At 70.8% G+C, this 14,094-nt stretch carries 12 protein-coding genes; 5 read left to right on the forward strand and 7 right to left on the reverse strand.

Annotated elements, in window-relative coordinates:
- Positions 1-275: 275 nt before the first annotated feature.
- Positions 276-1,454, reverse strand: a complete 1,179-nt coding sequence (locus JOD66_RS21050; protein WP_204838760.1) for a hypothetical protein — start codon at positions 1,452-1,454, stop codon at positions 276-278.
- Positions 1,455-1,532: 78 nt separating this feature from the next.
- Between JOD66_RS21050 and JOD66_RS29745 the strand changes: the two genes are divergently transcribed.
- Complete coding sequence (locus JOD66_RS29745; RefSeq protein WP_372442674.1) at positions 1,533-1,805, forward strand: helix-turn-helix domain-containing protein; 273 nt, start codon at positions 1,533-1,535, stop codon at positions 1,803-1,805.
- Here the strand turns inward: JOD66_RS29745 and JOD66_RS21060 are convergent.
- The 6 genes from JOD66_RS21060 to JOD66_RS21085 all read right to left on the reverse strand — a co-directional run bounded on the left by JOD66_RS21060 (position 1,755) and on the right by JOD66_RS21085 (position 10,080).
- Complete coding sequence (locus JOD66_RS21060) at positions 1,755-2,225, reverse strand: hypothetical protein (protein ID WP_204838762.1); 471 nt, start codon at positions 2,223-2,225, stop codon at positions 1,755-1,757. The two genes, JOD66_RS29745 and JOD66_RS21060, sit on opposite strands and share 51 nt — an antisense overlap.
- 470 nt (positions 2,226-2,695) lie before the next feature.
- Positions 2,696-6,706: a hypothetical protein gene (locus tag JOD66_RS21065; RefSeq protein ID WP_204838763.1), complete on the reverse strand. Its 4,011-nt coding sequence runs from the start codon at positions 6,704-6,706 to the stop codon at positions 2,696-2,698.
- A gap of 118 nt (positions 6,707-6,824) precedes the next feature.
- The gene (locus JOD66_RS21070) at positions 6,825-7,520 is read right to left on the reverse strand and encodes an alpha/beta fold hydrolase (protein ID WP_204838764.1); all 696 of its coding nucleotides are present in this window, start codon (positions 7,518-7,520) and stop codon (positions 6,825-6,827) included.
- A gap of 75 nt (positions 7,521-7,595) precedes the next feature.
- Positions 7,596-8,354: an amino acid ABC transporter ATP-binding protein gene (locus JOD66_RS21075; RefSeq protein WP_204838765.1), complete on the reverse strand. Its 759-nt coding sequence runs from the start codon at positions 8,352-8,354 to the stop codon at positions 7,596-7,598.
- Positions 8,354-9,214: an amino acid ABC transporter permease gene (locus JOD66_RS21080; protein ID WP_307823635.1), complete on the reverse strand. Its 861-nt coding sequence runs from the start codon at positions 9,212-9,214 to the stop codon at positions 8,354-8,356. Before JOD66_RS21080 ends, JOD66_RS21075 begins: the two co-directional genes overlap by 1 nt.
- On the reverse strand, positions 9,211-10,080 hold the full coding sequence (locus tag JOD66_RS21085; protein WP_204838766.1) for an ABC transporter substrate-binding protein: 870 nt from the start codon (positions 10,078-10,080) through the stop codon (positions 9,211-9,213). Before JOD66_RS21085 ends, JOD66_RS21080 begins: the two co-directional genes overlap by 4 nt.
- A 43-nt stretch (positions 10,081-10,123) precedes the next feature.
- Between JOD66_RS21085 and JOD66_RS21090 the strand changes: the two genes are divergently transcribed.
- The 4 genes from JOD66_RS21090 to JOD66_RS21105 all read left to right on the forward strand — a co-directional run bounded on the left by JOD66_RS21090 (position 10,124) and on the right by JOD66_RS21105 (position 14,045).
- The gene (locus JOD66_RS21090; RefSeq protein WP_204838767.1) at positions 10,124-11,491 is read left to right on the forward strand and encodes an NAD(P)H-quinone dehydrogenase; all 1,368 of its coding nucleotides are present in this window, start codon (positions 10,124-10,126) and stop codon (positions 11,489-11,491) included.
- Positions 11,492-11,650: 159 nt separating this feature from the next.
- Positions 11,651-12,154 carry a ribose-5-phosphate isomerase gene (locus JOD66_RS21095; protein ID WP_204838768.1) on the forward strand — a complete coding sequence of 168 codons (504 nt, stop codon included), beginning with the start codon at positions 11,651-11,653 and terminating at the stop codon, positions 12,152-12,154.
- Positions 12,154-13,002 carry an Fpg/Nei family DNA glycosylase gene (locus JOD66_RS21100; RefSeq protein WP_204838769.1) on the forward strand — a complete coding sequence of 283 codons (849 nt, stop codon included), beginning with the start codon at positions 12,154-12,156 and terminating at the stop codon, positions 13,000-13,002. Before JOD66_RS21095 ends, JOD66_RS21100 begins: the two co-directional genes overlap by 1 nt.
- A complete protein-coding gene (locus tag JOD66_RS21105) occupies positions 12,999-14,045 on the forward strand; it encodes a PP2C family protein-serine/threonine phosphatase (protein ID WP_204838770.1) in 1,047 nt (348 codons plus the stop codon). The genes JOD66_RS21100 and JOD66_RS21105 overlap by 4 nt, the downstream gene beginning before the upstream one ends.
- The last annotated feature ends 49 nt before the right edge of the window (positions 14,046-14,094 follow it).

The raw sequence follows: 14,094 nt of genomic DNA on the forward strand, positions 1-14,094 counted from the left end.
GGGTCCGTCGCCCCGGCCCGCTTGAGGTTGACGGTGGCCGGCAGCTGTGCTCCCGGCACCCCTGGTGTCCGGTTCGGAAACCCGTTGCCTGGAGGTCACGGCTGCCCCCTCTAATGCTCAGGTCAAGGGCAATCAAGGCAGCAATGGCTGGATCTACACCAGCCGTGGAACCAAGTACTACGGCGTGACCAACCCCGAGGAATGCTCCGTTACGGCAGCCGACGCCGGGGCGGCGGGGTAGAGGGCCGCCAAGGGTCTGAGCCCGACTTGCTGAATCAGGACACTGGGACCCAGAACTCGAGGCCGCGGCCCCAGCCGGAGTTGTCCTCGCCAGCTGTGAGCCAGAACCCTCCGTCGGGGAGCTCGGTCGCAATGGCGAAGTCGAATGCCCCGACGCTGCAGTTGTCGCCCCCGGACACGGCTTTGAAGTTCTTGCTTTCAACACCTTCTGCGAGCACGGTCCCGGGCCCGCGGTTCACGTCCGGGCTGTCAGCGGCTCTGGCGACCATCGGGCCGAACGCCGTGTCGTTCCTCCACTCCTCGCGATAGAGGTCGCAGATCTTGACGGTGGCCCGATATGTGCCCGTGGCGGGTGTCTCGATGCTGACAAGTGTCACGGGGAAGCCGTCGCTCTGGTCTTGGGTGGCGCCGACCGTGTCGGTGCCGGGCATCTCGAAGGCCTTGGGGAGACCTGAGTCGGACGGAGAGAGTGCGCCGGGCGTGACCCGCCAGCCGATGAAGTCGCCCGAACTCAGCGTGATCAAGATGTTGTAGTGGTCTGCGACGTAATCGGCGGTCGGCGCGAACGGCTCAGCCTCGAGCGGGAGCTGGATCCATCCCTCTTGGCAGGTATCTACCGGCGTTGATTCGCTGAAGGTCACCGACTCCGGGTAGCTGGGTTCCCGATCAGAGGTCTGGTCGAAGTCGAACTCAAAGTCGAATGCGTCCTCGAAGTCCGCCATGCCGTGGTGTGGCAACTCGGTTCCAAAGCGGTCAGGACTGAGGTTGAGCGCAAGCCCGGCTGCCAGAGGTTTGATCACGCATGCTTTGACGCGGGCGCTTGCGACGAAAGGCGGCGTGTTGGGTAGACGGTTTCCGGCGCGGGCGTCACCGGTAGCAGGAAGCACCGCCTCCAGCTCGACCTCAATGCCGTCGGCGGGACTGATGGTGTCCCCGACAACGGCAACCTTCGGACCCGTCTTCGGTTGCGGTGCCGCGAGGTCATCGCCGCCAGAGATCGCCAGGATGACGACGGCTGCGATGAGTGCGGCGGCGAGGATGCCGACCAGCGCCGCAACCAGCGTTCTGGAGGGGCCGCGTGAGGGCGGAGTCGGGCCCGGCATCTGGCCGGCAGGCGGCGACGCGGGCGGAGGAAGTCCAGGTGGGGGAGTGGTTGGGCCACTGGCCTGGATGGGCGCGAGGCCGTCTGGGGCTCGCTTCTCATCGTTGGTCACGTTTCCTCCCAGCAACGTTCGGTTGAGTAGTGGCTACTCGCGCCTGACTCTAGACCACTTTGAGAGGGCTCTTCTTGAATGGTGGCCTACAGGAGGCCCCCTCGGAACGATGCTCTAGTGCCTTGGACCGCTGATCACTCCCGACGGTTGGGCGAGCGGGTGCACCGGCTGAGAACGGATCAAGGCCTGACCCAGGAGCGGCTGGCGTACCTTGCTGGCCACTCGAAGAACTTGGTGCAGAAGATTGAGCGTTCTCGTCACACGGAAACTGAGTTGAACCTCGAGTTGAAGACCTTGTACTCAATCGCTGATGTCCTGGGTGTTGACGGGCGGGATCTCCTCCCCTACTGATCCCTGGGGTCCGTCCGGAGCGGATGGAATGCTGGTTGGCCGGCCCGGCTCTGCGCGACGGCATGTGTGCTGGACGTACCGGTCCATCACGGAGAACGCGCTGCTGCCGCTGACCCCGATCTCGCACCTGCCGCAGAGGCCTTCCCAGGCGAGTGCTCCGCCGACGCCTTCCTCCAGCATGCGGTACACGTACAGCTCACCGTGCTCCTTGGCGCGGTCGAAGGCCTGGCGATGGAATCCGTTGGTGGGATAGGGGCCGCTGCACCACGCCTCCCAGAACTGCTCCCCGCCCACCCAGATGGTGTCGCGACGGGCGATGGTCAGCCGGGACTGGCCGGGGAACCCAAGGTGCAGGGTGTCGGAGTGTTCGATGCAGCGGACTATCTCTTGGGCAGGCTCGGTGGAACTCAAGATGGGCATTTGTCTCTGGTCTCCTCGCAACGTCTCTAGCTCGCTGTGAGAAGTAGCCCCGCGAAGCTTTGACATCGGTGTGTCAAAGCCGCCGTCTTCCGACGGCCACGAGTCGCGGCGAGGGCTGTGCCTCGGTGCCCGGTACACGATGGGTACACAGCATGTCCGTCTCGGGCCGAAGCGATTCATGCTCTGCCAACGCTGTCTGCGCAGGTCAGAGCGCCGAAATCACGGTGGCCAACGCTGGCCAGCCTCGTCAAACGGTGGGTTGTCAGAAGATCAACCTCTAGCTCGACTCAGGCCAGGACCCCGCCTCGTACGTCGAGGCGGGGTCTTGCTCGTCCTTGGCCCGTCGTACCCGGCATCTGTGTCGTGTCCCGACCGGATCCACGACTCGAATGCCGGGTACGACGGGGTCGCACCGCCCGGGCAGCATCGGCACCCCGCGAGGATGGTGCCGATGCTGCCTGCGGCTCCGGTCAGCGCCGCCTGACCAGCTTCACCACCTGACTCACCGTGACCGTGCCGCCCGCGGAGGTGAAGGTGAGGGTGAGCGTCACCTTCGCCTTCCCCTTCTTGCGCAGCTGCTTCTTCAGCTTGCCCTTCGCCTTGACGACGACCGTGGCGGTCTCGGCGCCGGTGGTCGTGACGGTCTTCGTCGCGACCTTGGGGCCGGTGAGGGTGAGGGTGCCGGCGGTGTTGACGGCGACCGAGACGGTGGCCTCGCCCTTCTTCTTGTTCTTCGTCAGGCCGACGACGGTGGCGGTGGGCGTGACGACCTCCCGGGTCACCTTGACGGTGACGGGCGCCGAGGTCGTGGTCTGGCCGGCGCTGTCGGTCACCTCGGTCGACAGCGTGACCGACTTCCCGCCGTACGCCGCGCCGGGCGTCCACCCGAAGACGTACGGCGCGTGGGCGAGCGTCTCCACGACCTTGCCGTCGACCAGCAGGCGGGCCGAGCGGAGGGCGTGGTCGTCGCGGCCCAGGGCCACCGGGCGCAGGGTCTCGCCGATCTTGACCGAGACGCCGTCGGCGGGATCGACCAGGGCTGCGGTGGGTGCATCGTCCGCCACGGAGCCGGGACCCGTGGGGATGCCGGCCGGGATGGTCGACTGCCGGGACGCGAGGGTGACCGAGCCGCTGCCCGAGATCGCCTCGAGGCCGTTGGCCGGGTCCGCGGGTCCGCCGGCGACGGGGTTGCCGGTGCCGACGTAGCTCGTCCTCAGCGCGAAGGGCGCGTCGGTGCGGACGGCGGCCAGGTCGGCGGTGCCGTTGTAGACCGCCCACCCGTTGCCGGTGACGATGCTCGACTCACCGAACAGCGAGCGCTCGGTGCCGGCGTCGGCCAGCAGGATGCCGTACGACTTCGACGGATCGGGCTTGTAGTAGTTGCCCGTGATCCGGCTGCCGCGCACGAATCCCTGCATGCCGCTGGTGAACTTCACGCCGGTCTGCGCGAAGACGGATCCCGGCGTACCGGTCACGGCGGTGTCGACGACGTAGCCGTTCTGGATGATGCCGGTGCGGGCCGTGGTGGCCGGTGCCCCGTCGACGCCCTTGGCGCCGTCGAACAGGATGCCGCCCGTCTGGTAGCCGGTGACCTGGCTGTCCGCGACGGTGACCTCCGACTCGACGGTGCCGGGCCCGGCGCCCTGGACGACTCCGGTCTTGACGACGCCCCAGCCGTGCGGGTGCGCGGCCAGCTCGCCGGCGTCGCTCGCGGTGCGGAGCGGGCCGACCTTGCTCTCCGACACCCGGCCCGCCGCGCCGAAGAAGGCGATGCCCGCCTCGGCCCAGGTCGATCCGGAGGTCACCGAGACGCCCGAGATGTCGACGAACATCTCGTTGGTGTCGGTGGAGCCGAGGGACTGGCGCGAGACGGTGATGACGTTGCCGCCGCCGTCGCGCAGGTACGGCGTCAGGCCGGCCAGGTCGCTGATCGACTGGTCGGGCTTGATGGTGACCTTGTCGGCACCGGCGCCCTTGATCGTCAGCGGCTTGGTGATGGTCAGGCCGTTCAGCGCACCGGTCGCGACCGGGTTGCCCGGACCGGAGACCGGCGTCGAGGACTCCTCGTAGACACCCTCGCAGACCACGATCGTGTCCCACGGGGAGGCGAAGTCGACGGCGGTCTGGATCGAGGTGTAGTTGGCGTCGGGGCACTGGGCGCGGTCGTCGTCGACCACCCAGGTGGTGTTGGCCGCGGCCTCGCCGGTGGTGTCGACCAGGGAGACGTTGCCCGGCGTGTTGTCGGTCTCCGCCAGGAAGTCGGCCGGGTCGGGACCCGTCGCCGGCGGGCCGTGGCCCGCGCCCTGGTCGACGTCGGTGCCGTCGGAGAGGACCAGCGGCTCGTCGACGGCGGCCTCCTGGAAGCGGACGTCGGCGAGCTGGATCGAGCCGGACTGCGGCAGGCCCTCGCCGCCGAAGCGCAGCTCGAGCGAGTCGACCGCGGTGAGGTCGACGCCCTGACCGGCGAACTCGGTCAGCGGCACCCGGATCTGGTCGAGGACGACATGCGTCCGCGCGGTCTGGGTGCCCGTCGACATGTGCAGCGCGTTGCCCCACCGCGGGTCGCCGGCGTTCACGACGCCCTGGTGGCCGGCGGCGTCGGTGAGCACGATCTGGAAGTCCTGGGTGGTGGACGCCGGGTCGTAGGTGCGCTCCTCGGAGTCGGCCCCCGGGTTGCGGGTGTCGAAGAAGTTGACGTCCGCGCCCAGGGCCAGCGCCTTGAGGCCGCTGACGTCGCCGGAGGCGGCCGGGATGTCGGCCGTCAGCACGGCGTCACCGCCGGACTCCCAGGCCAGCGCCAGCTGACGCCCGTAGGAGTGGTTGACCGGCGCGTTCTCCCGGGTGCCGTTCTGGCCGCCGAGCGCTGCCTTCCCCGGCAGCGGGCAGGCCTTGGCGGCGGTGGGCTGGCTGCCCTTGCCCAGCTGCGCGGGCGCGAAGTCGTCGGGCTCGGGGTTGCACCAGTCGTAGCCGCCCGCGGTGGTCTTCGGCCGCGGGGACACCCCGCCGTCGGTGAGGTAGGGGTTGACGAACCCGCTCCCGCTCAGCGTGCCGCCGAGGGCGTTGAGGCCCAGGGGGTTGGTGATCTCGGGCCGGATCACGTCGACCCGCTCCTCGGCCGAGGGGAAGTAGCTCGTCGAGACCCGCTCCGCGCAGGCGATCCGGGTGCCCGTCTCGCTCGTCGGGCAGGCCGACGCCGGGATCTGCTCGTGGCTCGGCGTGTCCGACAGCTCGCCGGTCAGGTAGGGCTCGAACGCGCCCTCGCCGCCGACGTACCGACGGAAGAAGGCACCCATCGTGGCGAGACCGATCTTCTCCTGGTCGCCCATCCGCGCCGGGTCGCCGGAGATCTTGGTGTTCACCAGCGGGTTGTAGGTGTCGGAGTTGTCCAGGACGTACGACCACGGTGCGTAGCTGGCCGCGCCGGTGAGCCGCAGGTTGTGGGGCTGCACGTTGCTGCTGTCGGTCGGCCGCGAGTCGCCGCACGCTGCGTCGGCGACATTGCCGCCGTCCTGCCCGTCGGCGAACCAGACGGTGTTGTACCAGTTGTGGATGGCGCCGAGCTGTGACGACTGGATCCGCGGGAACGGGTCGTCGGCGTTGACGTACTGGCTGCGCTCGAAGAACCGGGCGCCCTGGAGGTTGGAGACGTCGCCGTCGCACCACGGCAGGATCGACAGGTACGGCGTCCCGTACGGCGCCTTGCGCTCGTAGTCGACCGGCGCCAGCGAGATCACGCCGCGCAGGGGGTAGCGCGGCCCGTCGGTGCGGATCCGGTTGTAGTCGATGAAGCTGGTGACCGCGTCGCCGCCGCGGGAGTGGCCCATCAGGCCGATCCGGGTCATGTCGAGCCTGCCGACCAGGGTGGTGCCGATGGTGGTGTGCGCGTCGACGGGCAGCCCGCCCGGCTGGTTGGCCGCGCTGAGGGCGTCCAGGGTGGCGGCGATGAGCTTGCGCCGCTGGTGCATGCCCTTGCCCTTGGGGTTGTCCTGGCGCATCATCAGCTGGTCCTGGGAGACCGAGAAGGTCGTGTAGCCCCAGGTCGCCAGGTTCTCGCCGAGGTAGGCGTAGCCCGCCTCGTTGCGCTTGAACTGGGCGCAGGACGCCGTCGTGGTGTCCTGGCCGGCGTCGCAGGAGCCGTGGTTGCCGTGCACCAGCACGATCACCGGCGACGGCTCGGTCCGGTCCTCGGGGTAGTAGAGCGCGCCCCGGATCTCCAACTGCTCGGCGGCCCGCGCCGTGCCGGCCGCCGGGGCGGTGCCGTCGGAGGCGGGCTCCTGCAGCGAGACCAGGCCCAGCTTGGCCTCCTGGATCGTCTCGGGGGTGTAGCCGCCGCGGTCCAGGGGATCGGGGAGGGCGGCCTGCGGTGCCGCCGCCGTGACCTGGGGTTGGGGCGCTGCGCCGGCGGCCGCCGGCACGCCCAGCGCGCTCGCGGCCAGCGCGAGCGCGAGCAGGCGCCGCGTGGGCGCACTGATCACCTTCATCGAACGTTCTCTCCTGACTCATGGGGGAAACCCGAGAGAACGCGACGCTAGGTAGTTGTTGTTTCAACCAGGTGAAGGCGTGATGTCGCTGGACGGCGGAGTGGCCGGGGGGAGTGCCTCAGCCGCGGGCGACGATGACGCCGGCGAGCTCCGCGGGGCGTGAGTACATCGCCAGGTGGCCCGCCTCCAGGTCGACGACGGTGCAGTCGCCGATCGCGGCGATGGCCGCGTCCTGCTGGGCCGGGGGGAGGGTCTGGTCGAGGGTGGTGCGCACGTAGGTCACCCGCCCCAGCGCGCGCAGTCCGCTCAGGTCGGCGACCTCGGAGAGCAGGGCCGTGGTGTCCGCGGTCATCTCGGCCAGTGCCGCCGCGGTCGTCTCCGCGTCCAGGTCGTTGCAGAGCGCGGTCCGCGCGGTCTCCTCGTCCAGCAGGTAGGTGCCGTCGCCCGAGCCGGCGAGCACCGCCTCCCGGATCCCGGGGTCGATGTTGTCGACGATCGCCTGGCCGTGCGGCGGGATCGGGCACGCGACCAGCACGCAGGAGCGGAACCGCTCGGGGATCCGGTTGAGGAGGTGGGCGGCGGTCAGCCCGCCGGCGGAGTGCGCCACCAGGACGGCGTCCCGCACGTCCGCCCGGACGACGTCCTCCTCGACGGCCGCGACGAAGTCGTCGAAGGTGACCTGGCTCAGGTCGGCCGGTCGGGCGCCGCGCCCGGGCAGGTCGACCGCCAGTGCGGGGCCGTCGAGGTGAGGGACGACGAGGCGCCAGCTGGTGGCGCCGTAGTTGGCGCCGTGGACGAGGACGTAGGTGGGCATCGGCTCTCCTGAAATCAATTGAATTCAGTTCAGCATAGGCGGACGCCGCCCGTTGCTCAACGGCCCCGCACCGGGTCACGCCTCGGGCAGCACCCGGCGCAGGAACTCGCGGGTCCGCGCCTGCTCCGGCGCGCCGAGAACCTGCGCCGGCGGGCCCTCCTCGACGATCCGCCCCCCGTCGAGGAAGCACACGTGGGAGGCGACCTCGCGGGCGAAGCTCATCTCGTGGGTGGCCAGCACCATCGTGGTTCCGGCCTCGGCGAGGCTGCGGACGATGTCGAGGACCTCGCCGACCAGCTCGGGGTCGAGCGCGGCGGTGATTTCGTCGAGCAGCAGCAGCGCGGGGTCCGTGCACAGCGCGCGGACCAGCGCGACCCGCTGCTGCTGGCCGCCGGAGAGGCGGTCGGGGTGCTTGTCGACGTGCTCGCTGAGCCCGAAGCGGTGCAGCAGCTCGCGGGCCTTGTCCTTCGCGGCGGCCGCCGGGATGCCGTGCACCCTGCGGGGAGCGAGGGTGCAGTTGTCGAGGACGCTGAGGTGCGGGAACAGGTTGTAGGCCTGGAACACCATGCCGATGTCGCGGCGTACATCGCGGGGGTCGACGAGCGGGTCGGAGATCTCGCGACCTCGGAACTCGATGACGCCGTCGTCGATCGGCTCGAGCAGGTCCAGGCAGCGCAGCAGCGTGGACTTGCCGGATCCCGACGAGCCGATCAGGCAGACCACGTCGCCGGACGAGACGGTGAGGGAGAGGTCGTCGAGGACCACCCGCCGGCCCGGCTCGTCGTGGCGCGGGTAGGTCTTGCGGACGTCGCGGACGTCGAGCAGCGCGGTCATCAGAGTGCTCCTGCCCGCTCGCGCCGAGCCAGCCGTCGCGCGAGCACGTCGCACAGCCGGGCGAGCGGCACGGTCATCGCGATGAAGAAGACCGCCGCGACGAGGTAGGGGGTGTAGTTGAAGTTGTAGTTCGCGTAGTCGGCGGCCGCGTACAGCGCGTCGAACAGCCCGACCGAGGCGACGAGCGCGGTGTCCTTCTGCAGCGACACGAAGTCGTTGAGCAGCGGGGGCACGACGCGGCGCACCGCCTGCGGGACCACGACGTGGCGCATCGTCTGGGCCCGTGACAGCGCCAGCGCCTCGGCACTGGCCAGCTGGGAGGGGTGCACCGACTCGATGCCGGAACGGAACACCTCGGCGACGTACGCCGAGTAGGACACCACCAGCGCGGTGGTCGCCCAGAAGAACAGGCTCGTCGGCAGTCCGGCCAGCCCGAGCGCCGGCATGCCGAACGCGAACAGGAAGACCAGCAGCAGGGTGGGGATGCCACGCACGACGTCGGTGTAGACGATCGCGAGCCCGCGCAGCGGCACCAGCCACGCCGAGCGCGCCTGCCGGATCAGCGCGAGCGCCAGCCCGGCGACCAGGATGAGCGGCTCCGCGATCAGGAACATCTTGACGTTGATCCAGAAGCCCTCGGTGATGCTGGGCAGGGACTCCCGGGCGTGGTGCCAGTCGAGGAAGGTCGCCCGCACCCGCGGCCAGCCCGGCGACAGCAGGAGGGCCGCGCCGAGCAGGCCGATCACGACGACGGTCGCGATGCTGGCGACGACGATGCGGTGCCGCCGCTGGCGGGATCTGGTACGACGGCGCGCGAGCTCCCGCTCGCTCGGCCGCCAGTCGGTGGCCGGCTCGCTCACTGCAGCTCGGGCACGCTGACCGCGTCGGACAGCCACTTCTGCTGGATGTCGTCGAGGGTGCCGTTCTCCTCGAGGGTGGCGAGGGCCCGGTTGGCGCAGGGGACCAGCTTGCTGCCCTTCTCGAACAGCAGGCCGAACTCCTCGGGCTCGCCGCCGTCGTACTGGAACTGCCCGAGCAGCGTGCTGTCCTCGATCTCCACGGCGCTGATGTAGAAGGCGGTCGGGAGATCGGCGACGACCGCGTCGACCTGCCCGTTGAGCATCGCCTGCTTGGCGTTGTTGGTGTTCTGGAAGACCAGCGGATCCTGGTCGGGCTTGATCACGTCGCGGACAGCGGTCAGCGAGGTGGTGCCGGTCTGGGCGCCGATCTTGAACTTCGCGAGGTCGGCCAGCGAGGTCGCCTTTGCGGCGGGGCTGTCCTTCAGCACGATCACGGCCTGAGCGGCGGAGTAGTAGCCGTCGGAGAAGTCGACCGCCTTCTCGCGCTCGGGGTTGATCGAGATCTGGTTGATGTCGAAGTCGAAGTCCTTCTTGCCGGGCTTGTAGGAGTTGTTGAACGGCACCGTCACCCAGCTGACCTGGTCCTTGGTGAAGCCGAGCTCCTCGGCGACGGCGTACGCCACGGCGGACTCGAAGCCCTCGCCGTTGGTGGGGTCGTCGTCGACGAACCAGGGCTCGTAGGCGGGCGAGTCGGTGCCGACGGTGAGCACGCCCTTCTTGACCAGGGGCAGGTCGGCGACGGCGCACTCGTCGGCGGACGCGCTCTCGCCGCTCTGTGCGGGCTCGTCCTCCGCCGGGGCACAGGCGGCGACCGCCGTGGCGAGCAGGGCGGCGGCGACGGGGGTGACGACTCGGGACAGGCGCATGGCGGAATCGTAGGGCGCGGGCGCCGCTTGCAAGAATGGCGGCATGACGCGCGTGGTGATCGTCGGTGGGGGACCCGGTGGCTACGAGTCGGCCCTGGTGGCCGCTCAGCTCGGGGCCGAGGTCGTGGTCGTCGACTCCGACGGGGTCGGCGGCTCGGCGGTGCTGACCGACTGCGTGCCGAGCAAGACCCTGATCGCCACCGCCGAGGTGATGACCGACTTCGGCGAGGCCGGCGAGCTCGGCATCGACGTCGCGGCGCCCCGCGTCGACCTGGCCCGGGTCAACGAGCGGGTCAAGGCGCTCGCCCTGGCCCAGTCGGCCGACATCGAGAGCCGGCTGGCCCGGGAGGGCGTCACCGTCGTCCACGGCCGCGGGCGCCTCGACGGTCCGTCCCGGGTGGTGGCCACCCTCGCCGACGGCACCGAGTCGACGTACGACGCCGACGCGGTGCTGGTCGCGACCGGCGCCCGGCCCCGGGTGCTCGACACCGCTCAGCCCGACGGGGAGCGGATCCTCACCTGGGAGCAGGTCTACGACCTCGCCGAGCTGCCGGAGCACGTGATCGTGGTCGGCTCGGGTGTCACCGGCGCGGAGTTCGCCAGTGCCTACCAGTCGCTCGGCATCCCGGTCACCCTCGTCTCCTCGCGCGACCGGGTGCTGCCCGGCGAGGACCAGGACGCCGCGCAGGTGCTCGAGGACGTGCTCACCCGCCGCGGCATGACGGTGCTGTCGCGCTCGCGGATGCAGTCGGTCAGCCGTGCCGGCGACGTCGTCACGGTCACCTTGCAGGACGGCCGCGAGGTCACCGGCTCCCACTGCATCCTGGCCCTCGGCTCGGTCCCCAACACCGCCGGCATCGGTCTGGAGTCGGCCGGCGTCGTCCTCGACGACGGCGGGTTCGTGAAGGTCGACCGCGTCTCCCGTACGTCGGCCCCGGGCGTCTACGCCGCGGGCGACTGCACGGGCGTGTTCATGCTGGCCTCGGTGGCGGCCATGCAGGGCCGGATCGCGATGGCCCACGTGCTCGGCGACGCCGTACAGCCGCTCGACCTCTCCGTGGTCGCCTCCAACGTCTTCACCGCCCCCGAGATCGCGACCGTCGGCGTCACCCAGCGGCAGGTCGACGCGGGGGAGGTGCTCGCCGAGGTGATCATGCAGCCGCTCGCCACCAACGCCCGCGCCAAGATGCAGGGCATCGTCGACGGCTTCGTGAAGCTCTTCGTCGCGCCGGGCTCGCGCAGCCTGCTCGGCGGCGTCGTCGTGGGCCCGCGCGCGTCCGAGCTGATCCACCCGGTCGCCCTGGCCGTGACCGAGCGGCTCACCGCCGACCAGCTGGCCCAGACGTTCACGGTCTACCCGTCGATCAGCGGGTCGATCGCGGAGGCCGCCCGCCGCCTGCACCAGATCTGAGGGGCGGGTCCGGGGTGCCGGGGATTCATCACGGGATGTAGACGAGTGGCCGCTTCTGTAGCGGAACTCCGCTACAGAAGCTCGGATTCGCCTACATCCCGTGATGAATCCCAAGCCCGCCACCCACTCCCCAAACCACCGCCTGAGACAATCGCTGCCATGCGCGTTCACCTCGGCTGCGACCACGCCGGCCTTGAGCTCAAGTCCCACCTGATCGGCTGGCTGACCGAGCACGGCTACGAGCCGGTCGACCACGGTCCCTTCGTCTACGACGCGCTCGACGACTATCCCGTCTTCTGCCTGCGCGCGGCCGAGGGCGTGCGCGCCGACCGGGAGCAGGGGCTCGACAGCCTCGGCGTCGTCATCGGCGGCTCCGGCAACGGCGAGCAGATCGCGGCCAACAAGGTGCGCGGCATCCGCGCGGCCCTGGCCTGGTCCGAGGAGACTGCGACCCTGGCCCGCGAGCACAACGACGCCTGGGTGGTCGCCGTCGGCGGCCGGATGCACACCCTCGAGGAGATGACGCGTCTGGTCGAGGTGTTCCTGGCCACCCCGTTCCCCGGCGACGAGCGCCACGTGCGGCGCATCGGCCAGCTGTCGTCGTACGAGACGACGGGCGAGCTGCCGCCGCTGCCCGAGTCCGCTCTCGGACACCAGGACTGATGCCCGAGGGTCATACCCTCCATCGCCTCGCCGGCGAGCTGACCGCGGTCTTCGGGGGGAGCCGCGTGCAGGTCGGGAGCCCTCAGGGCCGGTTCGCCGAATCCGCCGCTCGACTCGACGGCGCGCTGCTCGTCGACGCCGACGCCTGGGGCAAGCAGCTGTTCATCCGGTTCGAGGGCGAGCGGTTCGTCCACGTCCACCTCGGCCTCTACGGCACCTTCGAGGTCCGCGACGGCGTGACGGAGATCCCGCCGCCCGTGGGCCAGGTCCGGCTGCGGCTGGCCCGGCCCGGTGCGTACGCCGACCTGCGCGGCGCCACCACGTGCGCGCTCGTCACCGCCGCCGAGCGGGCCGCGGTCGTCGCGAAGGCCGGCCCCGACCCGCTGCGCGCGGACGCCGATCCCGAGCGGGCGTGGGCCCGGATCTCGCGCAGCAGCGCGCCGATCGGCACCCTGCTGATGGACCAGGGCGTGCTCGCCGGAGTCGGCAACGTCTACCGCGCCGAGGTGCTGTTCCGGCACCGCATCCACCCGCTGCGGCCGGGTCGCACGCTTCGCCGTACGCAGTGGGGTGCGATCTGGGACGATCTGGTGGTGCTGATGGGCGAGGGGGTGCGGACCGGGCGGATCGACACCGTCCGGCCCGAGCACACACCCGAGGCGATGGGCCGCCCGCCGCGGGTCGACGACCACGGCGGCGAGGTCTACGTCTACCGGCGCACCGGCCAGCCGTGTCACGTGTGCCAGGGGACCGTGCGCACCCAGGTCCTCGGCGGGCGCAACCTGTTCTGGTGCCCGCGCTGCCAGCCGGTGTTCCGGTCCCGGGCGGGACGAGGAGCGGCGCGATGAACCGCGGTCGGCGCTGGCTGCGCTCCGACGTCGGGCTCGCCGCCTTCCTCGCGCTCGTGGCCGCGGCGGTGGTCGCCGGCATCGCCGTCGAGCCCGAGGACGTCCCGGTCAACCTGGTCTTCCTGCCGCTGGTGATCGGCATCCTGTTCCTCAGCAACCGGCTGCTGCGGTGGTTCGCGACGTACATCATGTTCGCGCTCAGCTGCGCCGCGCTGCTGCAGGAGACCTACCAGGTGCGGGTCGTCGTCGCCCTCTGCGTGATGTACGGGCTGTGCCTGCTGGTGATCGGCCTGTCGCTGCGGCGCGACCACGTCGGGGTCGGGCCGCTGCGCGGCCAGTCGATGCTCGTCGACCTGCGCGACCGGATCCTGGCGCAGGGCGAGATCCCCGAGCTCCCGGAGGAATGGCTGGTCGAGTCGGCGCTCTCCTCGGCCGGGGGCTCGCCGTTCGCCGGCGACTTCGTGGTCGCCACCGCCAGTGACCGGGGCCGGCGGATCGAGCTGGTCGTCGTCGACGTGTCCGGCAAGGGAGAGGCGGCCGGCACCCGCGCCCTCCAGCTCTCCGGCGCGATGGGCGGCCTGGTCGCCGCGCTGCCGCCCGACCGCTTCTTCCCGGCGGCCAACGACTACCTGCTCCAGCGCGCCTGGGAGGAGGGCTTCGCGACCGCCGTCCACGTCTCGGTCGACCTGTGCACCGGGACCTTCGAGCTGCGCTCCGCCGGGCACCCGCCTGCAGTCCAGCGCGAGGCCGGCTCGGGCCGGTGGAAGCCGCTGCGACCCGACGGGCCGGTCCTCGGCATCGTGGAGGACGCCGACTTCGCGTGCTACCGGGGCCGGCTCGCGCCCGGCGACAGCCTGCTGCTCTACACCGACGGCATGGTCGAGGAGCCGCGCCGCGACATCGACCTCGGCATCGACCACATGATGGGGGAGGCCGAGTCGCTGCTGCGCGGCTCGTGGGACGGCCTGGCCCGGCGTCTGGTCGCCGCCGTCGGCTCGCCGGACGACGACCGGGCGCTGCTGGTGGTCCACCGGCGGCCCTGAGCCACCCTGAGCCGCCCGGTGGGGACCGCCCGGGTTGGGGCACTTGCGC

Origin of the sequence: Nocardioides nitrophenolicus, assembly GCF_016907515.1 — a bacterium.
Lineage (GTDB): Bacteria > Actinomycetota > Actinomycetes > Propionibacteriales > Nocardioidaceae > Nocardioides > Nocardioides nitrophenolicus.